The following is a 25442-nucleotide window of genomic DNA, read 5'->3' on the forward strand; positions in this document are numbered from 1 at the left end:
TTTTGCGCCACCTCCGTGAGGTGGGGAGGCCGGCCAGATGATTCTCAGATTTATTTGTGGAGACGAAATCATCTAAATCGGTTTTCGGGGAGTGGTCAAATTCCTGCTTGATCCGCGCGACGATAGAGCGAGCCCGTCAATTGGCTTTGGCTCCGGACAAGAGTAAACAGTGAACTAAAGCATTTGATCAGCAGGTTTATGGAGTGGGTGAGTCTTGAAAGGATTGTCGCTGTTTTCAGTTTTGTGTTTTTCATGTTGTGCATTTGCAGGCAACGCACGAGGGCCGGTCGTCGATATATACAAAGCCGATGTCGCTTACGTTTCCGGAAAACTGGTCCGTTACTACCAAACGTTCGATAGTCCCTGCGTCAATATTCAGATTCTCAAGCCTGGGGGACAAGGAGCAGCGAGCGACTCGATGGAGTTCTGCGACATTGAAGGGAAGAACTTTAACAACGGCTTCTCCGATGTCTCATTGGATAGGGCCACGTTTTTCGACACCGAATTGCAGTTGACCTTCAAGCTGATGTCGCTGGTTGGAGTGAATGAAACTACCGAATTATGCAAATTCCGCGTTGATGGTGAACATCTCGCTGAACCTGTATGTACGGCGCAGTAAGGATCGTGCATTGCACATCGGTCAGCCACGCCATCGGAGAGTCAAAGTGAAAGTCGTTCCCCTGTTGTTCCTGGCGTTGACGTGGGCGTTGTCCGCAAACGCAGCGCCAGCCGGTGTCAGTACAAGCCATACAATGCCCACCGCGATGGTCGCCGCACTCACGAAGGAAGACCAAATGCCTGCCGAGAGTTTTCGCGCCATTGCAGATGGCGTCGTGAGCTGGAGCGGTGGAACGATGGCTGCCGTGGTGATTGAAGATCCGAATGGCATTTGCGCGATTTACAGGTATCAGGACGGCCGGTTGGATCTGCCTTTTGACGGCGTGCCCTGTAAGTTTCTGGGACCACCCACGCTGATGTCGGATAGAAAAACTGCTTTGCCCGATGTCGTGTTCGCCGTCGAGTTGTTCGTCCCCAACCGGGGCGGGATGGCCAAGCACAAGGTCGCGTTTTATTACGATGCCGAGAAGAACGCTTATTGCGAGAGTCAGTCGCTTGCGAGTTGGTATCTGTTGGGAAATCGGGCGCTGGCTCCTAATCTTCGGGACGGTCAGTGTGTAGCGGGATCGGAATAGGCCCGTGCCCCTGATCTCTCATAAGGAAATGAACGTGAAAAAAGCACTTCTTCTGCTGGTCAGCCTCTTCCCCCTGATGGCTTATGCGGAGGTCACCACCGAATCACTTTGCTTCGAACTTTCACAGGACAGCCCGGTGAAGTTCGAATTGCGTACCTACTACGACTCATCCAGCAAATGGTCAGGTGGATTCGTCAAGTACGCCAAGTCCAGCGAGCCGATTTCCATTGTGCTGACCGACTCCGAAAGCGAAATCCTCGACCCGGAAGCCCCTTGGCAACACACCCGGACTTGGTCTGAAGTGGTTTACGGCAAAGTAACGGGCACCTACGAACTGATGACTCAAGGCTCGCAGATTGTCTCGATGTCGTACTCGAAGAAGTCCAACGGCAAGACATACAGTTTCATGGTCAATACCGTTGTCGACTCGACACTGGAGTCCGGATGCAAGTGGGAGTAGGGCGAGCGCATGCCATTCAAAACTCTGGCGCTATCACTGCTCGGGCTGTTGTGGACAGTGCCGGTGTGGGCCGAAACCACCACGTTTAGTCCCATCCAAGGCGTCGAAGCAACATTGGTTCTCGAAGGTTCCACGCTGAACGTCTCCGTTAAAAGCGCAGCCCATAGCGAGTTGCAGACAATCGATTTTCAAGCGGAAAAACCGCTGCATATGCAGATCGGCGATTTCAATTTCGACGGTATGAAGGACTTTTCTGTCTGGCAGATTGATGACGGTATGGGTACTTACTCCTACTTCAGAGTGTTCATCTACCAACCTGAGACAAACCGTTTCGAAGAGGCTACGCCCGATTGCGGCGATGGCTTCGTCAACCTGCGCGTAGACGAAAAGCGTAAGGCGTTGCTCAGCACTTATTGGGGCATGAACGGGCCAGAGCAATGCATTACCCGATTCACCAAACGCAAGACCTGAATGGCTCAAGGAAGAACACTGTTGAAACGATTTTTTGCGGTACCGAGTTGCGGTATGACAACACGCAGGCTGAATCAGTGGCTTTCCATTGCATTGTTGAGCACCGGCCTGTTCACAAGCGCCTTCGCCTCTACTGAACAGCAATGCCCGGCTAACAACTTCGCTGACTTCGTCAAAGTCTTTTCATCGGACTCGGCGGTACAGAAAGCGTTTACCGCGTCGCCGATTCAGGCAACTCATGTCGTGGCTGAAGGCAACATACCCAAGGTTGTCGTGCGCAGCGTCAAGCATTTGCCCGCCGATGAATTGAGCGTGCTGGGTACGGAAAATGCTGCCGCGTTGAGCCTGTCTACCGAGATCGCGTTTCCGAACAGGGTGGTCGTGCGTGATCAGCAGGGTACCTTCTTGAAGATTTTCGTCTTCAAACACAGCGACTGCTGGGTGCTGAACAGTGTTGAAGACTGGACGCTCGAAGCGGTGATGGATGACGTGGCTCAAACAGATCACCCTTCACCCGGTGAGCGCGAGTTGAAGAAAGGCGTGATGTTCGATCGGCTGGTCAACAAGGCATCAGGTGAATCCGGTGTCTCTTTGTACGCGGCAGCGCTGGACAGCTATGTGGACGGTGCCCGCAAAGGCTCGGCCCAGGCGGCAGTGGCGGCCGCGGGAATCAGTCTTTCCGGGCAGGCACCGCGATTGCCGAATGAACAGATTCTGGAGCTCATGAATCAGGCATTTCAGAGTAATCCCGACGATGGCGTGTTCCTCTCCTTGTTTTACTGCGATGAGGGTGAGTACGGCGATCACAAGGCCTGCATCGATCCGCAAAAATCGATGGCGACATTGGAAAGCGCCGCGCTACGAGGCTCTACCCATGCATTCCTGCGATTGGGTGACGTCTACGAAGCCGGCACTGTCGTCGCTGCTGATCTGCCCCGTGCAATGGCCTGTTACCGCGAGGCCAGCAAGACCGAGCTTAAGTCGGGCCCTGCTGCGGTCGAGCGCTTGTCGGCCCGAGGCGTCGTCATGGACAACTCAATTGAATGTATTGGCGCAGGTGGCACTCAGTGAATGTCGCGCGTTGGATGTTCTGTGCATTTGTGGCGATGTCAGTCTCGTCAGTCAGTTTTTCCCAAGATGCAGGTTGTGAGGCAGTAGCGGCTGGGCAACGTGACGAGTGCGCAGAAAAAGCGATGAAGGCTGCCGATCGCGTGCTTAATGACAGTTACGAAGCGGTGATTGATAGAGCAGGGACTCGGTATATTTTTCAGTACCAGTCTCGGCATGAAGAGCATAAGGCGTTTCTAGATCGACTGAAAAACTCCCAGCGGGCGTGGATAAAGCTGAGGGATTCGAACTGCAGGCTTGAGGGGTTTGAGAATGAATGGGACACGACATCCTATTCTGCAGATCTGAACAGATGCGCCGCGAAGATGAGTCTGGAGAGAGCTTTATATTTGGACGGTATCCTTCCGGCACATTGATGTTGTGCTGATTAATGTTTTTTGCTTGGTTGGGTGGGGATATGGAAATGCGTAAAAAGGCCATTCAATTGAGCGTGCCCCAATCTTGTTTCACCTGGGTTTTCGCGTTCTGCACGGCACTTCTATCACCGACAGTGTTTGCTCAAGAATCCACCTGCGAGTTTCATGACGTCCAATCAACCCTTGAGGTGGTCAGTTGCCTCAACGAGGGCACCGTGGAAGTCTTGAAGCTGTCGCCGCGCAATCATCCAGCTTATGAGAGTGATATAGACCGCCTCTCTACATTTATCGTGCGGGGTCATGACCTCAACGAGGTCAAGAAAACGGTGGGGATGAGTGCTTTGTCGTCGCCCTACAACTTGCTCGTCAAGTTGCCGAATGCTGAGGGAATCATGTATTTCGATCAGTTGCCCGAATCAGCCACTAAAAAACTGGCGATGCCAGGCTGGGTACTGATGGATGCGCGGGATGTCGTGTATGAACGACAGGGTGGCGGGGAAGGTTTTGGACTTGTATGCAGTACCCATGGAAAAGCGACCGGCTCTGAATATGTAGTCGTCACCCAATGTAATGGCTTTTACGAAGAGGATATTGCCAGGTTGAAGAGTTTATTCGGCGTGATCGACGCTCACTCCGCGCAATAGAGATCACTGAACGCAACCAAACGTTTTGTCTTCGCGCGACTGACAACCCCCATTTTCCTTTAAACTCCCCGCCCTCAAGGAACGCGCTCAGGACACGGAATGCCAGCCCCCTCTTTCTCTCTTCGCCCCGCGATGGTGCTTTGGCTGTATGCCGCCGCGATCGTGCATGTGCTCGCCGGTCTCACGCTGACCTGGGCCGGTCATTCCGGATTACTCGACGGCTATTTGCACACCCTCGAACTCGCGTTTTGGGGCGCGGATGCGGTTCCTGCTGCCGGTCACGAGCAGCAGGTCTGGTGGCTCGCGTTGTTCGGCGCGACGCTGCAAAGTTATTCGCTGTACATGCTCGCGTTGGTGCACCTCGGCAACCGTCTTAAAGCTCCCGCAATTTGGGGCTGGTTGATGGCGGGCATCCTGTTATGGGCGCCGCAGGACATGTGGCTTTCAGCGCAAAAACAGGTCTGGTCGCATCTGTGGCTCGACGGTTTCGCGCTGCTGGTGCTGTTGCCGCCGCTGATCTGGTTGCTGCGCCATGATCGTCGGAAATCCCCACCAGAAAGAACCGTGAGCAAGTCCAACCCCTTTGTCGGCGGCGCCTACAAGCGTGTGCTGATCACCGGTGGCACCGGGTTTATCGGTGAAGCCGTGGTCAATCAATTACTCGACGCCGGCCATACGGTCAGCGTGTTGGCGCGGGATCCGTTGAAAGCGGCGGCCCTGTTCGACGGTCGCGTCCGTTGTGTGCGGTCGTTGAGCGAACTCGGCCGCGACGAACCCTTCGACGTGGTGATCAACCTCGCCGGCGCACCGGTCGCCGGCCCACGTTGGAGCCCCGAGCGGCAGGCGCAACTGCTCGCCAGTCGGGTCGATACCACCGAAGCCTTGATGACCTGGCTGAAGCACACGAGCCATAAACCCGCTCTGTGGATTCAGGCCTCGGCCATCGGCTATTACGGTGTGCGCGATGCCAGCGAAAGCCTCGATGAACAGGCCAGCAAGGGTAACGGTTTCATGGCTGAGCTCTGTGCGCGTTGGGAAGCGGCGGCGCAACCGGCGACCGAATTTGGCGTGCGTCAGGTCGTGCTGCGCCTCGGCGTGGTGTTTGGGCCAGGCGGTGCGTTGTTGCCATTGCTGATCCCGTTCCGCCTGGGCTTCGGCGGGCGCATGGGTGATGGTCGGCAGATCATGAGTTGGGTGCATCGCGACGATGTGATTCAGGTGATCGCTCGATCCTTCCACGATGAAAATTTGCGCGGCACCTACAACATGGTCGCCCCCGAAACCGTCAGTCAGGCAGCCTTCGCCGAGAACGTCGGCAAGGTTCTCAAGCGCCCGGTATGGTTCCACATTCCAGCAGCGCCAGTGCGTGCGTTGGCCGGGGAAATGGCTCAGTTGTTCTTCGACGGTCAGCGTGTGGTGCCGCAGCGTTTGAGCGATGCGGGCTACACGTTCCGCTATCCGACCCTCGACGCCGCACTGCGCGATCTGGCCTGAGGATCGCCCATGAGCAAGCCCCTGATGTACCTGCTGGCCGGCAACGGCAGCGCCGCCGATTGGTGGGATGACGCGCTGCCGCATTTTCAGCGTTACGACGTGGTGCCGCTGGAGCTGCCGGGCTTCGGCGCCAACCCGCAGCCGCCCTGCGAGGATCTGGCGGCTTACGCCCAGACCTTGTTGGCGATGACGCAACAGGGCAGCGCGATCATGGCCGTCGGGGTCAACGCGTTGCTGGTGCTGCATGCACTGCAACGTCGGCCCGGGCACTTTTCTCGCAGTGTGTTGCTGGCGCCGGTGGGCGCCTTTTTGTGGCAGCGCCGATTGCCGGCGCTGATGTCACCGCTGCCGATCCGCAAGTCCATTCATTGGCTGCTGTCGAACAAACCCACGCTGTTCGCACGCAAGTTCTCCAACCAGACCTGGACACCCGCGCAGTACCAGCGCATGGGCGCCGGTTATGCGCGCTGTCGTGCGTTTGTGCCGCACTGGGATCTGATCCGTGCCGACACCGCGCTGCCCTTGCTGGAGTGGATCACCGACCCGGTCGAACTGGTCTGGGGCGATCAGGACAAGGTGCTCGGCATCGAGCAAGCGGCGGCATGGTCGGCGATTCTTGCGCGCGCAGATCTGACCATCAGCCTGAAACCCGGTTGGGGTCATTACCCGTGGATCGACGCGCCCGCGCAGTTTGCGCAGTGGCTGGAGTCGGGCGAGTGCGGCTTCGTCGCGCACACCAAGGGCGGGCGTTTGCGTCTGGCGGAACTGGCCCGGCAAGCGGTGCCGGCGGCGCTGACCCTCAACGATTGCAACGACCCGCGACTACCGACCTTCCTCGCCCGCCAACCACAGGCGACCTGGGCGGTGCGTTCCTCCAGTTATGGCGAAGATCAGGCCGACTCGGCGAATGCCGGTTTGAGCACGACCTACCTGCGCGAGCCGGCCGCCAACGTGCCGGCTCGCATCGCCGAGCTGACTGCCGAAGGTGTCGAGGAAGTGGTGGTGCAGCGCTTCATCACGCCGCAGATGTCGGGTATCGCGTTTGTGCGTCATCTGTCGGTGGAGCTCGAATGGGTTGAAGGTCATCTTGAGTCCCTTGCCGACGGTCAGATCAGCCCGGAACGAGCGACGCTTTCGCGGCTCGGCGATGCCTGGCGCAGTGGCACGTTCACGGCCGCCCATGGGTTGACCGAAGACGTGCTGTGGCGCTTTCTCCAGGATGTCTTGCGGGTGTTTCACTATGTGCCGGGCGATGTCGAATGGGCCTGGGACGGTACGCAGCTGTGGCTGCTGCAATACCGGCCGATCAGCGACTACGGCTGGCGCCGGCACCTGACGGCCGCCAATATCGCCGAGATCCTGCCGCCGCAACCCAGCGTGCTGGTGGAGTACGCCCAGCGCCGGGCCGCCGCGAGCATTCCGGCGATCATGGCCCGTTGGGATGCGCGGGTGTTGCAGGACAACGAACCGTTCACGGCTGTATTTGGCGGCGCGTCCTACATCAACAACGACCTGTTTCTCGCAAGGTTGGCCGACTGGGGCATCAGCGCCAGCAACTATGCCGGCGAAGTCGGCGGCGCGACTCCGCATCTGCCGTGGCGACCGCTGCGGATGTTGCGTTCGCTGCCGTTGTTCCTGCGCATGCAGCGTATCGCTCGCGGGCATTTGCTGAGCCTTGAGCGCGGCTTGCAGCGCTTCGACCGGGAGCTGACCGACCTCGTCGCCCAGGGTACTGACGGTCAGCAACTGGCCGACTGGTTCACTCGGTTCTATGTGTTCGTAGTACAGGGCAATCTGTGCATCGCCACGGCGCTGGCCAGTAGCGGCGGGGACTGGCTGGGCCGACCACCCACCGCTTACGACAACCTGGAAAACAGCCCTCATCGGCTGCCGTGGGAGACCGATCCGGCCACACCTCGACCCGTATCGAGCGCGTTGCCATTACAGGCCTTCCCGCAATGGTCAGGGCTGATTCGCCTCGCGCATTCGACCGGCCTGCCGGGCCTGCGTGGTTACTACCTGCAAGTGCGCGAGTGGTATCGCGACAACCTGATGCGCATCTTCTTCCGCCTGCATCACGCCATGCCGCTGGCGGATCGCGAACACTGGTTTGCGCCGCACCCGGACATCCGCACGCGCGACGGCAGCTTCTGGCAGGACGGCCGCGAAGGTGCCGAACAGGCCACCGGATTCATGATTTACCCGGGGCAGGTGCGGGGCATCCTTGGCGAAGACATCTTGCTGGAAGACACCCTCGATCCCGGGCGTCACGCGCACTATCAGGCCGCGCGGGCGGTGATTGCGCGGATGGGCGGGCGGTTGTCGCATGGTTCGACGTTGTTGCGTGAATTGCGTAAGCCTTCGGCGGTGATGCCGCAGGTTGATCCAGCTTGGGTGGGGTGTGAGGTGCTGTACCTCGATGGTGAGCTAGAGCTGATCAATCCTGTGAACAAAGGATGAGCCGGCTGCGGTCAAGAAGTAGTCGATAACGTTATGCACAGGGATATGGATTGATGGGTTTAATCAAGCCTTCATGGCTGTTGGGTTCGCTACTCGGCTGTATTGCTCTGGTACCGACGGCCGTGGCCGCCGATGCCATTGTGGTTGGGGGTAAGTCGGGCCAGTCAGCTGTTGCGCACGGCCCTGTCCAGGCAGCTGTCGAGCTGGACTCATGCCGGTTCTCCATGCCGCTGTTACAGGATCAATGGCTGACGTTCGAAAGCTTTTATCTGGTGTTCGTTGCGGACAAACAACTGCCCACTCGGGCCAACGCACCTGGCATGTGGCAGGCGGAAACGTCGAGTGGCTATGACTGGCATTTCGAGAAGTCCGGTAACTTGAGTCAGCCGTGGTTTGGCGCGGCATGTGAAAGCGCTGATAGCTTCTCCTTGCTCACGGCCCGGAAGCCTCTGGAAAATGACTCCATCGCGCTGCAAGTCCTGCGTGATGACAACGACCGTAGATGCCCGGCGACCCTGACCGATCACGGTTGGGAGCCTACGTCGCTGGCTGGGCCCAAGAACAGATACACCTTCGAGGCATTAGGTGGAGAGAAGTCTTCGGGTTTTATCTTCGGTTTTCATGACAAGTCACGACGCCACATCACTCGCGTCGCGTTTTGCCTGCTGCGCGGCGAAAGCGTGTTGATCGGCTCGGCGGAATCAGGCTCGGCCACCCCGCTGGCGATCAGCGCCGAAGGATTTGAACAAATCAAAACAGCGGTGCGCAGCATGGCTTTTGAGTAAGCCTGCGAAGACCGAACGGAGTTACCGCGTGAAATGTTGCTGGCGAATGGCGCTACGGCGAGCGCGCCCTTTGCTGCGAATGGAAAAACACTCCCGCTGAATTGAGACGGGTTAGTTCAAAGGAAATGAAGTGAAAAGACTGTTGTTGTTATGTATGAGCTGGCTGCCGATGGCAGGGATGGCGTCGGATTTCTGCAACGAGGAAAGCGATACAAAAAACTTCCTCTCACAATGGGTGGAAAGAGCTGATTACGTCCTGGACATACACTCAAGTTTCTACGACGACAGATTCAGGCGGGAAGAAGGTAAGGTGGTATACCGCGGCGACCTCAATGGCGACGGCCAAGAGGACTTTATTTTCACTTCCTATTCCAGTCACGGCTCGGCTGGTGACTTGACCTTTGCCTTCCTGATTCAGTGCCATGGTTATTTGAAGCATGCGGGTGGCGAGTATTTCGCCGGGGTCAAGGTTCTGGACGGTCCGCCCAAGAACGGCGGCGACTTCAAAGACATCGAGATCTATTCCTACATCAGGGATAAGCGCGCCCAGATTCGCTACAAAAATAACGTAGCCATGACCCGGCCACATCTGTGGCAATTCAACCCGCAAACACAGCGTTATGAAGGTCAGTCTGAGTAAGCCAACGGTTCCCACTGCAGTTATGGAGTTAGTACTTGAAAGGATTTTCGATTGTTCTCGGCAGCTTGCTTTCAGCTGCCACTTCCATAGCATTCGCCGCCGATCCCGACTTCAAGGATTACGCCGTCACCCCCATTTTCAGCGGCCCCAACCATGAGCCGGTGCAGCAGGAACAAAGCAACCCGGTCATGGACAGCACCCGGGCGAAGATCCTGCAAGGCAAGGTCAACTTCGCCGGCCATTACATCCTGTACAGGTTCGGCTGTGGCGGCGGCGCCATTTGCGGCGAAGTGCTGGACGCCCAGACCGGTGATGTCGTTGGTGGTCTTCCGAATGCCTACGACGGCAGCACTTTCGACACGACGTACCTGCCCGATAGTCGCTTGATCATCATTTCCGGCGTCACGCTCGATGGCGAAGAAGACGCCCAGGGAAATCGCCTGGAAAACCGTAACCGGGATCGGTACTACGAATTCGTGAACAACGAGTTCCGGCTGCTTGGCATGACCGACGTGGAATCGCCGTCGATCGATGAGGAGTGAGTGGATGAATCGTCTTCTTGCGAGCAGCCTTTCGCTGCTGCTCTCGTTTCCAGCATTCGCCGCTCCCAAGGACGCCTACACCCAACGCGATGTCATGCAGTGTGGTGGCGTTGAAGTGGTGATGGTGTCGTCCTGCCGATCCGTGACGGTGGATGACGCAGAAACCCACCTCATCCCGGTCTGCTCCGATCAGACGATCAACATTGGCGGCAAAGTGTTGCGGCGCAATATCGACAAGGTTTCACAGCTCACGTCTGACGGTAAGAAGACTCAGATGCTGAGTAACGTGGCAGTGGAGATGGATTGTGTAAAAGGAAGCAAGGGCAGCCTGGTGTTCATCGGCGGTTATGGCGGGTGTGGGTCCTGCCCGGAGTGGCGCGGGTATTACTCCACCGCTGGAAGGTTGGAGCATTACAGCTACAGCAATAGTTATCGGTCGTTTGGTTCGAAGGGTTCCTGGGAAGGGCTCATAGAGGCTTATGGCGTCACTGAAAGACAGTTACAGCAAGCAAGCCCTGCGGTTAAAAGGATCGACTATGGGCAGCCTTAGATCCGCGCTATTGCTCGCGAGTCTGCTGCTGGCGAATGGCGCTACGGCAGAAGAAGTGCGAGTCACTGGAGTCGACGGGCACACACTGACATTGCATTTGAAAGCCAAGGTATGGCCCGAACACTCAGTGGAAGCGGCAAGTGCGACCTTTACCGCGAACGGAAAAACATTCCCGCTCTACGGAACCGATATTGGGGTCGAAGTCCTTCCTCGATGGCTTAGCCCTGACAGGAAGACCTTGCTCGTGAACCAAACGATGTATGGAATGTTGTCAGACGGGAGTGGTGAAGACAGCTTCCAGTCACGAAGTTACTGCGATGTGATTTCGATGGAGACCGGTTGTGTCCTGCTTCAGCGTGATGATCAGTTCTGCGCTGGTAAATGGGTGGGCAATAGCTGGACTACCGACGAGGGTGAAGTACTCAAACCTGAAATGGAGACACCTTCCCCACAGGCACTACTGAAAACCCTCTCGAACATTGAATCTGCGCAATATCGAGCCAGCGAGATCGAATGGAGCCTGATCATGGGGGCGGATTCGTACATGGCTTGCCATCCGCCGGCTCGCAATGTGCAGGGCCTCAATGATCTTGGCTTCTTTTTAGCAGAGGGCGGCAACGATGCGCTGGCGCTGAAGTTCTATCGCGGCGTTGAGGCCGTCGGTAAGCGCACAGTGCTGATGTTGAACATCGCCGATTCACTCTGGCGCCTTGATCGCAAAGACGAAGCGCAGCGTTATTACAGCCAGTACCGCGACGCGATGAGCGCCGACGGCAAGGCGCAGAAAATACCTCAACGCGTAGTTGAGCGATCCGTCATTCAGGGAATGAAACATTGAACATGTTTGTGCGCTTTATCGCGTTGTCCTTAGGGCTGCTGTCCGCTTCAATCGCGCTCGCTGAGGACAACTGCAAAGTCATCACGGTGAGCTGGCAATACGACGAGTGCGTGGAAGCTGAGCGGAACGATGCCGACGCGAAACTCAATGCCAGCTACAAGAAATTGTTAGCTCGGTTCGAGTCTGGGTGGGAGTCTGAGCCTGAGGAGGGGAAGGCTTTCATGGTCATCGCCAGAGACTCGCAACGGGCCTGGATTAAGTTGCGCGACGCCACGTGCCCCCTTGAAACCACGGCTGCACAATTCGGGTCGGCGGCGCATACCATGGTTATCAACAAATGCGTCACCAGAATGAGTCTGGAGCGTGCCGTCTATCTTGACGCTATCGCACCTGATGGCCCGAGTGAGGTGGTCGATGTCGTTAACGTTTCGAAAGCTGCTTCTCAGCGTTTCGGCGATGTTGTGGTTCGCTATATCACTACGTTTGGCAACCCATGCCTGAACGTTCAAATTGTTGCACCAGATGGTAACTGGAAGGTGCTTTCCTCTACGCGGTTTTGCAGCTTTGACGGCAAACCGTTTTGGTCGGGTTATTCCTCTGCGGGGTTTGAGGATCATGTGTTCGCGGAAGATGGTTTGCATGTGACGCTTAGCCTGACAGAGCTTCGTTCTGCTGAAGCCAAGCGTCTCGCCTGTGTAATTCCGATTCAGAACGAGCAGATCAAAGAGCTGAAGTGCGGCGCACCTGAGTCTTCGTGAAACCATCAGCGTGAATATTTAGAAGATTGATCAGCAGGGAAGTGATCGGAATTGAACAAGCTTTCAAGTTGTCTTGGTGTGCTAGGGCTCATCGCCGGCTTGTCGACTCAGCCGGCATCGGCAAGCGACCCACAAACCATCGCAGAACTGCATCCCCCGGTGGTTGCTTCGTTGGGTGATCAAAAGATCACGGTGTTCTTTTTGAAGAACAACCTCAAGGATCAGGTCAGGGGCTTGCATGTGCCTGGTGCCGAGATTTTCTACTCGCCCATGAATGCGGTGAAGCCTTCGCTGAATTATGTGTGGAAGGTTGAAGACGAACAGATTGCCTCGGTGTTCTTCTTCGAGCGCAAATTCCCTGAGCGAGCGGGGAAGTCCATGTTTGTCCTGACAAAACACAAAATTCTGCACGAGCATTTCGAAGGAGATTCCTATTCGGTGCTGGAACTGCCGCTCTTCAAGGACGGCGACCACTTGGCTTTGCAGTTCTTTCGTGGTGACCCGCCAGACCCCGAGTTGCAGAACTGCCGTGACGGTATAGATAAGGAAGATGGCGTAGAAGTCGAGTGTGCTTACAAGGATGCGACGAGCATCAAGAAGTACTTGGCGGATCTGGATGGAAGGATGATTTCGGATTCGAAACTGGAACAGGGCAACCGTCAGAAGCCACTCAAAACTGATGGTGACAAGGCCGGTGCTGCTTGCCCCTCACCCAACTTTTCAGCGTTCCTCTCAGCCTTCTCTGAACGCGCAGACGTGCAGAAAGCCTTCGTCCAACAGCCGCTGAAAATGGTCACGACCGTAGCCGGTGATCCCGAGCCTGAGATGCAGAAAAGCAGTCTCAGCGGCGATCAACTCAAGTTCCCGATCATTCCGGATGCAGCGAAGCGAGAGACCCAGGGCCTGACGTTGACCGTCAAGGAAGAGCAGGGTGATCACGCCGTCGCCATCCTGCAGAAACCGGATACCGATTATGTCTTCGAGTATCGGTTTGTTCGTGGGCAATGCTGGCGGCTTGAAGAAGTGATGGATTACTCGCTTTGAAGCAGGTGGCAAGTTGAAAAGATTAGGTTTGATCGCGTTATTGCTGTGTTCTTTCTCTGCGGTGGCGGGGCCGATGTTCCCGTCTCTCACGTCGTGCAGGGACGCTGACAGCGACTGTGCGCTGGCGCTGAAAGACAATTTTCTGGTGGACGCACATTCCGGGCAGCGCCTTTCCGAGACGGCGGAGCCGGCAGGGGCGATGAGTGACTTCTGGCTGTATCGAGATGGCGAGCGCTACATCCTTCAGGAAGAAAACTACTCCCAGGCGAAGACGCGCCGCTGGCTGATTTTCACCTACGACAGCGGCAAAGTGGTGCTCGACGGCGCTTATGTTTTCTCGATCGACATTGATATGAACACTGGACCCTACTGGCATGGCTATGACTGCCGAGGTGATGCCAAGCCGCTTGCCGTGCCAACGAAAGACTCGTTCAGTGAAGTCGCTTTGGATGCGTTATGCGGGGAGGCCGAAGGCTGGGTTGTCTCGGGCGGGGATACCAAGGTGCCGGTATCGGCCAAAGGGCTGGCCGTCAGTGTCCCCGTTTATTACGCCCGCAGCCGTGAGGGTTCAGCGACGTACCTGTTCACTGAAAGCGATGTTCCGGATCTTTCGAAGCTGGTTTGCCTGTCCAACTGTGCCGATGCCGCCAAGAAGCCGGAGCGCGTTTCGCTGGAGACGGCACCATTGAAGGGCGGGCAGGATGGAACGTTGTGCTCGGATGATGAAGACATCTACTTCAGTTGCCCGTTGCGGGGCGGTAAGACGGTTTCTGTTTGTGCGCGGGGAAATAGCAAGCCCACGGCCGGTTCTGTTCAGTATCGCTACGGTGTGCCGGGGAATATCGAGATGGTCTACCCGATGAATGCTATGCCACCCAAGGGAAAGTTCTTTGTTGTAGATGCGTCGGAAGGCAGCGTGAACCTGAACATCATCAAGTTCAAAAGCGGTGCGTACACCTACCTCGTTAGTCAGGCCTTCGTGAGTTTTCTGACAGTGCTCAAGGAGGACAAAGTTGTATTCCGGCAGTCCTGTAATGCCGGTGGTCATGCTTACGTACATCGGTTGGCGGATTTCGGACTAGAGAAGGCCCCAAAAAGCGCAGAGGACTTTCGCTAGTTGCTGTTGCCGAAGAATGGAAAAGGGGACTCAACGTCCCCTTTTTCCGCCCGCAATTCAGCTACGGCTTGGCCTGATACTCCCGAAACTCAATGTGATCGAGCGTGCCTTCCACCATTAACCGCACGCCGTCCGCCATTCTGCTCAGGCCCAGTGCCATCGAGCGGCGGGGGCCGTCGAGGTCGTCGGCCAGGTTGGCGGCGAAGGCGCTGATGGACAGGAGGTCTTCGGAGGCGTTGGCCATGAGGGCTTCGGCGTCGGCGTTGGGGCAGAGGGCGAACAGGCCGCCCAGGCGTTTGGGGCGTGGGGCGCTGGGTTTGAAGTGGTGGTCGAGGGCGCGTTCGGCGGCTTCGTGGAGCTTCTTCGAATCGGGGGATTCGTAGGGGGAGGTTTCCGGGTTTTCCGGAATTTCAGGGGGATTCGGTGTTGGTTTGATCATTAGGTCTTGCTCCATGTTTTAGGAGCCGACACCGTTTTCGCTCGCACTTCGAAAGTGGTGGCAGCTGTGCATAGGTGTGCAAGACCGGTGGAGCTATCCGGCAGGCTCGGAAGCCTCCCACACACAGCCGCCATAACGACCCGCGAGCATAGGAAAATGCCCGATGAATTGCCATAAGCGATTGTGTGCCCCACCGGACTTGCACGTCCGAGTCACCGATTTTGCGGTGACACACAGAGGCTATCGATGATGTTCCAGCCTGCCTAGTTCATGGACAGCACCGCAGTTTGAAGGACATTTCCCAAGGATTTGCGAGGTAGAAGATCAAAAGATCGCTGCCTCCGTCAGCTCCTACAGGAATGTGTTTCTTCAGGTGTAGGACGGGGGGATGGTGCGACGCGGAGCGTCACGGGATGCATTCCCACGCGGAGCGTGGGAACGATCAAGGCTAGGGATGGAAATCGTGACTTGGTAGTCATCTGGCAGGAAAAGTCCAGCATCGTCTTCTATCAGTCTTGGATAGTGGCGAATCCATCCGAATCCCTTACACTCCCCCAGCCGTTCATTTTCCTTTTGAGGCTGTGCGCATGAAATTTCGTTTTCTTCTGTGGATGCTGGGTCTGTTGATGGGTAAGGCCAGTCGGACAAATCCTGCGTTCCAGCAGCAGTTGGGTGACAAGGATCTGGTGTTTCAGCTACAGACTCTGGACGGGAAGGTGGCGCGGCATTTCGTGGTGAAAGACCAGCGCATTACCAGCAAGTCCGGGGTGGTGGCGGAGCCGGCGTTTGCGATTGCCTTTAAAGACGCGGCGTTCGGGTTTGCCACGATGCAGGCGAAGAACAAGCAGCTGGCGTTCATGCAGGGGATTCAGGACAAGTCGATCCAGCTCAAGGGGAATCCGGCGCTGGTGATGTGGTTTCAGGGGTTGATGAAGTATTTGAAGCCAAAGAAGCAGGCATCGTCTGCTACCAGATAAGCGAGCTATTGTTCGTCCGAAAAAGTCATGAATATGGCCTTCAAGGGCTTGAAAACTGTCAGATCTGACAGGCGTCAACCAATGTGTCGGCGTGCTCCACTGTGGATGGCTTTGTGGAAGCTTATTTCATCCATAATGGAGCGCAGTCATGAATCAAACACAAATCCCCCTTGATCCTGGATTCGGAGCGGGGGGAGTCGTTTCACTACCATTCCCTGATGTTTTGGGCAGCACGCCCGTAGCAATACGGGAGCTGAAAGACGAAAAGCTAATCGTCATTCTGGGTACGACTGAGTCACAGAACTCACCGAGTAAAGTGGTGAGACTTAACGCAGATGGTTCACGTGATTCTACGTTTGGTGAAGGCGGTATAGCTCCAATTGTGACCCCTCCCGAAGTTTTCTTTTCTCCAAGATTTCTGCACCTTGCGGGCGACGGTAAATTCCTGATCGTCGGGACAGCCATATGCGATGAGCAAGTCGAGTTGGCGGTGGTGCGTCAGTTTGAGAATGGCGACATGGATCATTCTTTTGGCACCGCTGGTCTGAAGCGCATCAACGTCGCGAGCCTTATTGGTGCCAAAGCGAATGTGCAGGTAATGACCGGTCACCACGATGATAAAAAAAGTGATGATATCGCTGGACTAGAAGGCGGCGTTAATTACGCCGTGCAGGCAGACGGCAAGATTTTATTGTGTTGTACGGTTTTTTACGGATTTGATGATCTGCAAGGTATGGTCATACGGCTCAATCCGGACGGATCGCTGGATGTCTCCTTCAATGGCATTGGTTTTGTGCTGATCGACTTGCCGAACATTAAGCGTCGTTGGAACTATGCTCTGGCGGTTATCGCGCACGAGAACGGTAGCGTAGTGGTCTGTGGCGATTTTGTTCGACACGATTCAAATGAAAAACCCGAAGCCTATTTAGTCTGTTATGACCCGAACGGTCACATAAACCCTCAATTCGGCAACAATAATAGCGGACTGGTGGTGATTACCCGACCTGGTTACTGGCTTAGCCTGGCTTCGATGGCATTGATGCCTGGTACGAATGGCCTCAGCGCCATCATCGCATTAGGATCGGCGAGCGATGACGGGATGATAGTCATGTTGACCCCCACAGGGAGTTTCAACCTCGTCTTCAACAATGGAGAGCCCTTGTATACCCGTCTTCTGAAGAGCGGGGAAAAATGGCTTCGGAGAGGGATACAAAGGGATTCCGGAGGCATCCCTGTCGCCCTCATCGTCAGTGGGCGAGGTAGTGGTGATCGGGTGGGTGAGCATACTTCGCTGGTGACGGCGCGTTATAAGTTCGACGGTACTATGAGCGTGTTCACCGAGTTCAATGACGAGCGCGGTATCGATAATTTTCGGGATTGCATCGTATTGGCGAACAACAAGATCGTCGTAGGCAGTTATGTGAGCGGGCCTTTTCCGATGCGGGGGAATGTACTGCGTTACCTCGGCTGAAAGTCATGCTGAGATGAATGACGATGCGCAATCATGCGGTTGCGCGGTTTGAGTTGACTGCATCGCGGGCAAGCCACACTTCTTGGGAGTGGGCTTGCCCGTGATGCTTTTAGGCCTGGCTAAACTGCGAAGCCAGTTCCCGCAGCAGCACTTCCGCCTCAAGAACTTTGCTGACAACGTCATTGGCCTTGTCGCGAGTCAAACCAACACGCTCCAGCAGCGCATCCGGAATGTCCTCATCCGGCCCGGAGCCGATCCCGCGACTGCGCAGCAGGCGCACGGCCAGGCAGACGAGGTTCGGGTATTCGGCGTAGGCGCCGTCGTAGTTCGGGTCGTGCTGGAAGCGCAGGGCGGTGGCCAGTTCGTCGGGCATGTCCCAGTAGCGCATCAGCCAGGAGCCGATCTGTTCGCGGCTGATGCCCAGCAGGTGTTGCTCGACGTAGCTGTGGCACAGGTGCGGGTTGACCTCCAGGTGACGGCAGATCAGCGAGAAGTGCGGCGGGAACACGTGGGCCAGCAGCAGGTAGCCGAAGTTGTGCAGCAGGCCGGCGAGGTAGGTCAGGCCGGATTCCGGGCGCTGGGCACGCGGCATGGCGCGGGTCAGGCCTTCGATGACGGCGGCGGTGTAGATCGACTGCTGCCAGTACGGCGTGGTGTGTTGCGGGTGATCCTTGGGCAGGCTCAGGGTCTTGCCAAGGGCCAGGCCCAGCGCCAGGTTGATCACCAGATCGAAGCCCAGCACGCGGACGATCGCGTCTTCCACCGAACGGATCTTGCCCGGCGAGGCGTAGTACGGCGACGCCGCCCAGCTCACCACTTGCGCAGCCAGCGCCGGGTCGGTTTCGACCACGCCGGTGATGTCGTCGATGGTGGCGTTCGGGTCTACGCGCAGCTTGATGATTTTTTGTGCGGTTTCGGCCAGCGGTGGAATCTCGATGGTCGCTTCCAGACGCTGCTGGATGCGCCGCGCGGTGAACGCCTGAACGGCCTGGGTGATTTCCTCACGGTCATCGTCCGGGCGGTCGAGGTTCGGGCGGATGCTGCTCAGGGCTTCGCCGAAGTTGGCGGCGCTGGCCTTGGTCAGCATGGTCTTGAAGTCTTCGCTGGCGATTTCCAGCAGCAGGCCCGGCTCGCCGGAGTTGATCAGCAACTTCGGCTCGCGCAGCAGGCTTTCTTCGTAGAGGCACGGCGAGCTGGTCAGCGCCGGCAGGCCCGGCAGCAGGCTCAGGCTGTGTTTGCCGAGCATCTTTTCCAGGCGCTCGGTGGACACGGCGGTCAGGCGACGGCCCGTCAGTTCGGCGAGGCGGTTGAGATCCAGCAACTGGCTCTGTGGAAACAGCACCATCAGCGCACCGACCGCGTCGTCCAGCAACACGGCCTGCACTTTGCGCGAGGCATTGAGGCCGTGGTGGTCGAGCACTTCTTCGTAGGCGACGCCCAGCTTGTTGAGCAGCAGCCGAATAACAGACGGAGCGTGCGGGAGTTCGGGGGCGAGAGCAGCTTCGGTCATGGTCTGTATCCGTTTTTGAAACAATTGCTGGAGTATAACCAGCTTGGTTGGAACGAGCTGTCAGAAACTGCGACGGTGCTCACACTTGGCCGTATTGCTGCCCGTGTCGCAGCCAGCGGTCGAGCAGCGGGCTGACGTGGGTGGGCCAGCGCTCAAGCAAAGCCTGGGCGGCATCGCGCACGGCAGGCAACAAATCGGCGTCGCGCATAAGGTCCGCGACCTTGAATTGCAGCAGGCCGGTCTGGCGGGTGCCGAGCATTTCGCCGGGGCCGCGCAGTTCGAGGTCTTTTTCGGCGATGACGAAACCGTCGTTGGTCTCGCGCATGATGCCCAGGCGCTGGCGGCCGATCTGTGACAGCGGCGGATGGTAGAGCAGCACGCAATGGCTGACCGCGCTGCCCCGACCGACGCGGCCGCGCAACTGGTGCAGCTGCGCGAGGCCCAGGCGTTCAGGGTTTTCGATGATCATCAGGCTGGCGTTGGGTACGTCCACACCGACTTCGATCACGGTGGTGGCGACCAGCAGTTGCAGGTTGCCGGCCTTGAATTCGGCCATGACGGCGGCTTTCTCGACGGGTTTCATGCGGCCGTGGATCAGCCCGACCTTCAGTTCGCCGAGGGCGGCGGTCAGGTCTTCAAACGTGGTTTCGGCGGCCTGGCAAGTCAGCTCTTCGGATTCTTCAATCAGCGTGCACACCCAATAGGCCTGACGGCCCTCGGCGCAGGCGCTGCGCACCCGTTCGATGACTTCGACGCGGCGGGTGTCGGTGACCAGCACGGTGTTGACCGGGGTTCGGCCGGGCGGCAGTTCGTCGAGGATCGAGGTGTCGAGGTCGGCGTAGGCGCTCATCGCCAGCGTCCGGGGAATCGGTGTGGCGGTCATGATCAGTTGATGCGGGCACATGCGCCCGCCGACGCCTTTCTGCCGCAGCGCCAGACGCTGCTGCACGCCGAAGCGGTGTTGTTCGTCGATGATCACCAGCGCGAGGTTCTTGAACTGCACTTCGTCCTGGAACAGCGCGTGGGTGCCGACCACCATCGGCGTGCCGCTGGCGATCTGTTCGAGCGCGGCGACGCGGTTCTTGCCCTTGAGCTTGCCGGCCAGCCACGCCACCTCGATGCCCAGCGGTTCGAGCCAGCGCTTGAAGGTGATGAAGTGCTGCTCGGCGAGGATCTCGGTCGGCGCCATCAGCGCGACCTGATAGCCCGCTTCCAGCGCTTGCAGCGCAGCGAGGGCGGCGACCACGGTTTTGCCCGCGCCAACGTCGCCTTGAATCAGGCGCAGCATCGGTTCGTGCTGACTGAGGTCGTAGGCGATTTCGTTGCCGACTCGTTGCTGGGCGCCGGTCGGGTTGAAGCCAAGGTTGGCCAGGTATTTCGCCGGCAGCTTGGTGGCTTTCGGCATCGCCGGCGCGCGCAGGGAGCGCATGCTTTCACGCAGGCGCTGCTGGGACAGTTGATGGGTCAGCAATTCTTCGAAAGCCAGACGATGCTGGGCCCAGTGATGGCCGAGAGCGAGTTCGTCGACGTCGGCATCGGCGGGCGGGTTGTGCAGGTAGCGGATCGCGTCGGCCAGCGGCGCCAGTTGGTAGTCGCGGGCCAGTTCAGTCGGCAGCCAGTCGGGCAGGGTGGCCGGTTTGAGCAGGGTCAGGGTCTGCATGCACAACTGGCGCAGACGGGCCTGGGTCAGGCCTTCGGTCAGCGGGTAGACCGGGGTCAGGGTTTCATCCACCGGCGGCGGTTCGTCGCCGTTGATGGCGCGGTATTCCGGGTGGTAGATCTCCAGCCCCGAGGCGCCGGGCCGGGCTTCGCCGTAGCAGCGAATCCGCGTGCCGCGCTTGAGGCCTTCTTTCTGCGCGTTGCTGAAGTGGTAGAAGCGCAGGCTCAAGCCGCCGGTGCCGTCCTGCAAACGCACGACGAGGCTGCGACGCCGGCCCATGACCACGTCGGCGCCGCTGACGGTGCCTTCGACCACGGCGTCCTGCCCCGGCCGCAACGCGCCGATCGGCACCACGCGGGTGCGATCCTGATAACGCAGCGGCAGGTGGAACAGCACGTCCTGGAGGTTTTCCAGACCGACCTTGGCCAGTTTCTCGGCCATGGCTTCACCGACACCCTTGAGTGCGGTGACCGACACCTGCGACAGCTCAGTCATGACGCTGGCTTAACCGGCCGTGACCGGCGCGGCGGGTTTGGCGACCGAGCACAGGCGAATGGAGTCGGCGAGAATCTCGATGGCTTTCGGCCGTGGGAAGCTGGCGCGCCAGGCGATGGCCACGGTGCGGAACGGCACCGGTGCCGACAACGGACGCACTTCGATCACGCCCGGAGCGTAGTGATGGCTGTCCACCGCTGACAGCGGCAGGATCGAAATGCCCAGGCCGGACGCGACCATGTGGCGAATGGTTTCCAGGGAGCTGGATTCGACCGTGGTGTGCTTGGCGCCGTCGTTGCCCTTGGTCAGGGTCGGGCAGGCTTCCAGCACCTGATCGCGGAAGCAGTGGCCTTCGCCGAGCAGCAGCAGGCTCTTGTCGTTGAGCAGGGCGGCGTCGATGGATTCTTTCTGGGTCCACGGGTGCTGGGCCGGCATCAGGACGTAGAACGGCTCGTCGTAGAGTTGCAGGGTCAGCACGTCGGCTTCGTTGAACGGCAGGGCGATGATGATCGCGTCCAGCTCGCCGTTGCGCAGTTTGTCGCGCAGCACGTGGGTGAAGTTTTCTTCGATGTACAACGGCATCTGCGGGGCGACCCGGTGCAGTTGTGGAATCAGGTGCGGGAACAAGTACGGGCCGACGGTGTAGATCGCGCCGACTTTCAGCGGGGCAGTCAGCTGGTTCTTGCCGGCCTGGGCCAGTTCGCGAATGCCTTGGGCCTGTTCCAGCACTTTCTGCGCCTGGGCGACGATGCCTTCGCCGACCGGGGTCAGGCGCACGGCGCTTTTGCTGCGCTCGAAAATCAGCACACCGAGTTCGTCTTCAAGCTTTTTCACGCCCACCGACAGGGTCGGCTGGCTGACGTGGCAACGCTCGGCCGCGTGGCCGAAATGCTGCTCTTGGGCGAGGGTAACGATGTAGCGTAATTCTGTGAGGGTCATAGCAAGCGTCCATGAAGATGCGGGCCAAGCATACCGGCTGCAATCGATAGACGCACGTTATCAGACTGAGTGATGAATGCGACACCGGGCAATGCCGGTTTGCCGTTTGCAGATATGACAAAGGCACCTTTCGGTGCCTTTGTCAGTGGGCTGCGGCGCCTGCGGGCTTGAGTCAACTCAGCGGCGCTTTTCGATCGTGTACAGAAACGGTGCAGTAAGTTCGATGGGGCCGTTCTTCATCATGTCGGCCGGTGGCTTGGGTAGCGGTTGGGCACGACGGATCATTTTCAGGGTGGCCCGATCCAGATCGGCGTTGCCGGAGCTATCTACCAGTTCGAATGACAGTACGTTGCCTTCACCGTCGACGACGAAGCGCAGACGGTTGGTTCCGGTCTTGTTACGTAACCTGGCATTGTCCGGATAATCCTTGTATTTCTGCAGGTGTGCGAGCAGCGTGCTTTGCCAACTGGCCTTGGCCGCCAGTTGTGCTGGCGACGGGCCCGGTGCCGGCTGGGCGGATTTCTCTGTTGGCGCCTGGGTCTGCTGAGGTTCTGCCGGTTTTTCCTCGGAAGGTTTCTCCTTCACAGGCTCCGGTTTCTTCTCAACCGGTTTTGGCGGTTGTGGCTTCGGCTTGGGCTTCACAGGCTTGGGCACGGCGATTTCTGCCTTGGGTGCTTCGGCCAGTTTCGGGATCGGCAGTTCTTCGACCGGAGCCGGTGGCTGCGGTGGCGTGACGACTTTCGGCGGTGCAGGCGGCGGTGGGGCCGGAACCGGTGCCAGCTCGACCATCATTGCCTGCGGCGGCAATTCGAGGGGCGGGCGTGTGGTCCAGTTCAGCGCCAGCGCGATGGCCAGCGCATGCACGCCCAGCACCACGGCCAGACTACCGCCGTAACGCGTCAGCTTATGGCGCGTCGTGATCATTTCTTGACTGCGCTCTCGAGCCCGACCAGACCGACCTTCAGATAACCGGCAGCGCGCAGGTTGTCCATCACGCTCATCAGGTCGCCGTAGTCCACGCCTTTGTCGGCCTGGAAGAAGATTGTCGTGTCTTTCTTGCCTTTGGTCCGGGCGTCTAGCATGGCCCCGAGGGTTTCGGGCTTCACTTCGTCTTCGCCGAGGAACAGGCGCTGGTCAGCTTTCACGCTGAGGAACACCGGCTTCTCCGGCCGCGGCGCCGGTTTGGCGGTCGAGGCAGGCAGGTCGACCTTGATGTCCACAGTGGCCAACGGAGCGGCCACCATGAAGATGATCAACAGCACCAGCATCACGTCGATGAACGGCGTGACGTTGATTTCGTGGTTCTCGGCCAGATCGTCGTCTGCGCCTTCTTTCAAATGCAGGCCCATGGCCGATTACCCCACTTTCACCATGTGCGGTTGCGAGCTGCTGCGCTCAGGCTGGTGGTCGAGGTCGCGGCTGACCAGCAACAGGACTTCTGCCGACGCATCGGACACCTGAGCCTTGTAACCGGCGATGGAGCGGGCGAACACGTTGTAGATCACAACCGCCGGAATCGCAGCGACCAGACCCAGTGCGGTAGCCAGCAGCGCTTCCGCGATGCCCGGCGCCACGACGGCGAGGTTGGTGGTCTGGGTTTTGGCGATACCGATGAAGCTGTTCATGATGCCCCACACGGTGCCGAACAGACCGACGAACGGTGCGGTGGAACCGATGGTGGCGAGTACACCGGTGCCGCTGCTCATGTTGCGGCCACAGGCAGCCACCAGACGCTCGAGGCGGAAGCTGACGCGTTCCTTGATGCCTTCTTTCTCGCGGGAGTTGACCGACAGGCGCATCTCTTCGAGGGCGTCATGCACCAGCAGGTTGGCGAGGGTGCCTTCCTTCGCAGCAGTAGCACTGGCTTCCTTGAGGGTGGCGGCTTTCTTCAGGGCAGCGATTTCGCCACGCAGACGACGCTTGGCGCCCATCAGCTCAAAACCCTTGGCGATCCAGATGGTCCAGGTGATGATCGAAGCGATGGCCAGACCGATCATCACGATTTTCACGATGATGTCGGCGTTCTGGTACATGCCCCATGGCGACAGGTCGTGGGCCATGCCAAGGGAATTGTCTTGTTCCAGTTGCTCTGGATCGATCTGCTGTGCCAGCTCACCGAACTTTTTCAGGGAATCTTGTACCTCCGGTGGCAGGGAGGAGGTGTCAACGCTGCCGTCAGGATTTCTCGGCACATCATGAGTGGCGTTGGCAGTCGGCTGGGCGGCGGGTGCAGTAGCATCAGCGAAAGCGGCGACCGGCGCCAGCATCAGGCTGAGCAACAGGGCAGCCACGGTGCTCCAGGCGCGAGGTCGGTTGGTTGGCGAAGCGGGGATTTGATTGCGTGTCATGCTGGCCGGACCTGAGATAGAAAACGGTAATGCTCTTCCAGGCCTCGTGAGGCCGAGAACAAAAGTGGCGTGCATTATTGCAAGTAATTCTTGTTAACAAAAGTAATAGAGTTGCTTTTTTTCCTTCATTGCTAGCCGCTCGTCCCCTGCCAAGGCTAGTCTGTCGCTTTACGATGGGAGATTTTTGATGTCCGCGCCCTCTGTTTTGATCGCCGGTTGCGGCGATGTCGGCAGCCGTCTGGCCAGGCAATTACTGGCTGCCGGCTTTCAGGTTTATGGCCTGCGCCGGGATGTTTCACGCTTGCCGGACGGCATCATCGGTGTGGCCGGTGACCTGTTCAATGAAGATTGCCCCGAGACCTGGCCGATCGGCGCCGTGGATTATCTGGTGTATTGCGCGGCCGCGACCGAGCACGATGAAGCCGGTTATCGCGCGGCTTATGTGCAGGGCCTGCAGCATGTGCTGGGTTGGCTGAACGACTATGGACAGGTGCCAGACCGGTTGCTGTTCGTCTCCAGCAGCAGTGTTTATGGGCAGCAAGACGGGGAATGGGTTGATGAAAAATCCGAAACGGTTGCCGCCGGATATTCCGGCAGGTTGATGCTGGAGGCTGAGCAGGTTGCACTCAACAGCGGTATTCCGGTGAGCATCGTGCGTCTGACCGGCATCTACGGCCCGGGTCGCGAATGGCTGCTGACCCAGGTGCGGCGTGGCTATCGCGTGGCGGTCGATCCGCCGTTGTATGGCAATCGTATCCATGCCGATGACGCGGCGGGTTTGATGGCGTTTCTGCTGGAGGCGGATCGCAAGGGTGTGGCGCTGGATGACATTTACATCGGCGTGGACGATGCACCGGCACCGCTGGCCGAGGTCGTAGCGTGGTTGCGCGAGTATCTGGGTGTCACCGAATGGTCGGACGACGAGAGCGTGCGCCGAACCGGCAGCAAGCGTTGCAGCAATGCCCGGGCGAAGGCGTTGGGCTGGGTGCCGAGGTATCCGAGTTATCGCGAAGGGTATGCCGCGATTCTTGAAGGTCGCTGCTGACTTCCGGCATTGCACAGTAAATGTGGGAGCGGGCTTGCTCGCGAAGGCGTCGTGTCAGGCGACATCTTGATTGCCTGA

The 25442-nt window shown here is 58.3% G+C and carries 27 protein-coding genes; 20 read left to right on the forward strand and 7 right to left on the reverse strand.

Translation table 11 applies throughout. From position 1 onward, the window contains the following. The first annotated feature begins 214 nt into the window (after positions 1 to 214). From ACW9HX_RS25870 to ACW9HX_RS25950, 17 genes are all read left to right on the forward strand, one after another. Positions 215 to 619 carry a hypothetical protein gene (locus ACW9HX_RS25870; protein WP_457382765.1) on the forward strand — a complete coding sequence of 135 codons (405 nt, stop codon included), beginning with the start codon at positions 215 to 217 and terminating at the stop codon, positions 617 to 619. Continuing rightward, positions 546 to 1193, forward strand: coding sequence for a hypothetical protein (locus tag ACW9HX_RS25875; protein ID WP_457382766.1), 648 nt, complete (start codon positions 546 to 548; stop codon positions 1191 to 1193). The genes ACW9HX_RS25870 and ACW9HX_RS25875 overlap by 74 nt, the downstream gene beginning before the upstream one ends. A gap of 28 nt (positions 1194 to 1221) precedes the next feature. After that, on the forward strand, positions 1222 to 1653 hold the full coding sequence (locus ACW9HX_RS25880) for a hypothetical protein (protein ID WP_457382788.1): 432 nt from the start codon (positions 1222 to 1224) through the stop codon (positions 1651 to 1653). Between the two features lie 9 nt (positions 1654 to 1662). Next, a complete protein-coding gene (locus ACW9HX_RS25885; RefSeq protein WP_457382767.1) occupies positions 1663 to 2124 on the forward strand; it encodes an XAC2610-related protein in 462 nt (153 codons plus the stop codon). Between the two features lie 21 nt (positions 2125 to 2145). Next, entirely contained in the window at positions 2146 to 3195 is a 1050-nt protein-coding gene (locus ACW9HX_RS25890) for a sel1 repeat family protein (RefSeq protein WP_457382768.1), read from the forward strand. Further along, a complete protein-coding gene (locus tag ACW9HX_RS25895) occupies positions 3192 to 3608 on the forward strand; it encodes a lysozyme inhibitor LprI family protein (RefSeq protein WP_457382769.1) in 417 nt (138 codons plus the stop codon). Before ACW9HX_RS25890 ends, ACW9HX_RS25895 begins: the two co-directional genes overlap by 4 nt. A gap of 47 nt (positions 3609 to 3655) precedes the next feature. Continuing rightward, entirely contained in the window at positions 3656 to 4252 is a 597-nt protein-coding gene (locus ACW9HX_RS25900) for a hypothetical protein (protein ID WP_457382770.1), read from the forward strand. Between the two features lie 99 nt (positions 4253 to 4351). Next, positions 4352 to 5746, forward strand: coding sequence for a TIGR01777 family oxidoreductase (locus ACW9HX_RS25905; protein WP_457382771.1), 1395 nt, complete (start codon positions 4352 to 4354; stop codon positions 5744 to 5746). A gap of 9 nt (positions 5747 to 5755) precedes the next feature. Further along, positions 5756 to 8206, forward strand: coding sequence for an alpha/beta hydrolase (locus ACW9HX_RS25910; protein WP_457382772.1), 2451 nt, complete (start codon positions 5756 to 5758; stop codon positions 8204 to 8206). Between the two features lie 53 nt (positions 8207 to 8259). After that, positions 8260 to 8991, forward strand: a complete 732-nt coding sequence (locus ACW9HX_RS25915) for a hypothetical protein (RefSeq protein ID WP_457382773.1) — start codon at positions 8260 to 8262, stop codon at positions 8989 to 8991. A gap of 130 nt (positions 8992 to 9121) precedes the next feature. After that, on the forward strand, positions 9122 to 9631 hold the full coding sequence (locus ACW9HX_RS25920) for a hypothetical protein (protein WP_457382774.1): 510 nt from the start codon (positions 9122 to 9124) through the stop codon (positions 9629 to 9631). Between the two features lie 35 nt (positions 9632 to 9666). Beyond that, a complete protein-coding gene (locus ACW9HX_RS25925) occupies positions 9667 to 10173 on the forward strand; it encodes a hypothetical protein (protein ID WP_457382775.1) in 507 nt (168 codons plus the stop codon). Positions 10174 to 10177: 4 nt separating this feature from the next. Then, positions 10178 to 10723 carry a hypothetical protein gene (locus ACW9HX_RS25930; RefSeq protein WP_457382776.1) on the forward strand — a complete coding sequence of 182 codons (546 nt, stop codon included), beginning with the start codon at positions 10178 to 10180 and terminating at the stop codon, positions 10721 to 10723. After that, positions 10710 to 11561, forward strand: coding sequence for a tetratricopeptide repeat protein (locus ACW9HX_RS25935; protein WP_457382777.1), 852 nt, complete (start codon positions 10710 to 10712; stop codon positions 11559 to 11561). The genes ACW9HX_RS25930 and ACW9HX_RS25935 overlap by 14 nt, the downstream gene beginning before the upstream one ends. Positions 11562 to 11563: 2 nt before the next feature. Beyond that, positions 11564 to 12319, forward strand: coding sequence for a lysozyme inhibitor LprI family protein (locus tag ACW9HX_RS25940; RefSeq protein ID WP_457382778.1), 756 nt, complete (start codon positions 11564 to 11566; stop codon positions 12317 to 12319). Positions 12320 to 12370: 51 nt separating this feature from the next. Continuing rightward, positions 12371 to 13363, forward strand: a complete 993-nt coding sequence (locus tag ACW9HX_RS25945) for a hypothetical protein (protein WP_457382779.1) — start codon at positions 12371 to 12373, stop codon at positions 13361 to 13363. A gap of 28 nt (positions 13364 to 13391) precedes the next feature. Continuing rightward, positions 13392 to 14480 (forward strand): hypothetical protein, encoded by a 1089-nt coding sequence (locus tag ACW9HX_RS25950; protein WP_457382780.1) that lies wholly within the window; start codon positions 13392 to 13394, stop codon positions 14478 to 14480. Between the two features lie 61 nt (positions 14481 to 14541). Here the strand turns inward: ACW9HX_RS25950 and ACW9HX_RS25955 are convergent, their stop codons facing one another. Beyond that, the gene (locus ACW9HX_RS25955; RefSeq protein ID WP_457382781.1) at positions 14542 to 14919 is read right to left on the reverse strand and encodes a DUF6124 family protein; all 378 of its coding nucleotides are present in this window, start codon (positions 14917 to 14919) and stop codon (positions 14542 to 14544) included. Positions 14920 to 15506: 587 nt separating this feature from the next. Here ACW9HX_RS25955 and ACW9HX_RS25960 point away from each other — a divergent pair. Then, positions 15507 to 15896: an SCP2 sterol-binding domain-containing protein gene (locus tag ACW9HX_RS25960; protein ID WP_457382782.1), complete on the forward strand. Its 390-nt coding sequence runs from the start codon at positions 15507 to 15509 to the stop codon at positions 15894 to 15896. 148 nt (positions 15897 to 16044) lie between these two features. After that, a complete protein-coding gene (locus ACW9HX_RS25965) occupies positions 16045 to 17367 on the forward strand; it encodes a hypothetical protein (protein WP_457382783.1) in 1323 nt (440 codons plus the stop codon). 109 nt (positions 17368 to 17476) lie between these two features. Here the strand turns inward: ACW9HX_RS25965 and ACW9HX_RS25970 are convergent, their stop codons facing one another. The 6 genes from ACW9HX_RS25970 to exbB all read right to left on the reverse strand — a co-directional run bounded on the left by ACW9HX_RS25970 (position 17477) and on the right by exbB (position 24319). After that, positions 17477 to 18877, reverse strand: a complete 1401-nt coding sequence (locus ACW9HX_RS25970; protein ID WP_085746809.1) for an aminoacyl-tRNA deacylase and HDOD domain-containing protein — start codon at positions 18875 to 18877, stop codon at positions 17477 to 17479. A gap of 79 nt (positions 18878 to 18956) precedes the next feature. Further along, positions 18957 to 21032, reverse strand: coding sequence for an ATP-dependent DNA helicase RecG (gene recG, locus ACW9HX_RS25975; protein WP_457382784.1), 2076 nt, complete (start codon positions 21030 to 21032; stop codon positions 18957 to 18959). 9 nt (positions 21033 to 21041) lie between these two features. Next, on the reverse strand, positions 21042 to 21971 hold the full coding sequence (locus tag ACW9HX_RS25980) for a hydrogen peroxide-inducible genes activator (protein WP_007954418.1): 930 nt from the start codon (positions 21969 to 21971) through the stop codon (positions 21042 to 21044). 177 nt (positions 21972 to 22148) lie between these two features. Further along, on the reverse strand, positions 22149 to 22895 hold the full coding sequence (locus ACW9HX_RS25985) for an energy transducer TonB family protein (protein WP_457382785.1): 747 nt from the start codon (positions 22893 to 22895) through the stop codon (positions 22149 to 22151). Further along, positions 22892 to 23320 carry a TonB system transport protein ExbD gene (gene exbD / locus ACW9HX_RS25990; RefSeq protein ID WP_197868884.1) on the reverse strand — a complete coding sequence of 143 codons (429 nt, stop codon included), beginning with the start codon at positions 23318 to 23320 and terminating at the stop codon, positions 22892 to 22894. The genes ACW9HX_RS25985 and exbD overlap by 4 nt, the downstream gene beginning before the upstream one ends. A 6-nt stretch (positions 23321 to 23326) precedes the next feature. Continuing rightward, complete coding sequence (exbB, locus tag ACW9HX_RS25995) at positions 23327 to 24319, reverse strand: tonB-system energizer ExbB (RefSeq protein WP_457382786.1); 993 nt, start codon at positions 24317 to 24319, stop codon at positions 23327 to 23329. A gap of 187 nt (positions 24320 to 24506) precedes the next feature. Between exbB and ACW9HX_RS26000 the strand changes: the two genes are divergently transcribed. Continuing rightward, positions 24507 to 25364, forward strand: a complete 858-nt coding sequence (locus ACW9HX_RS26000; protein WP_457382787.1) for an SDR family oxidoreductase — start codon at positions 24507 to 24509, stop codon at positions 25362 to 25364. Positions 25365 to 25442 lie beyond the last annotated feature (78 nt).

The organism is Pseudomonas sp. SDO52101_S400, from assembly GCF_054071635.1.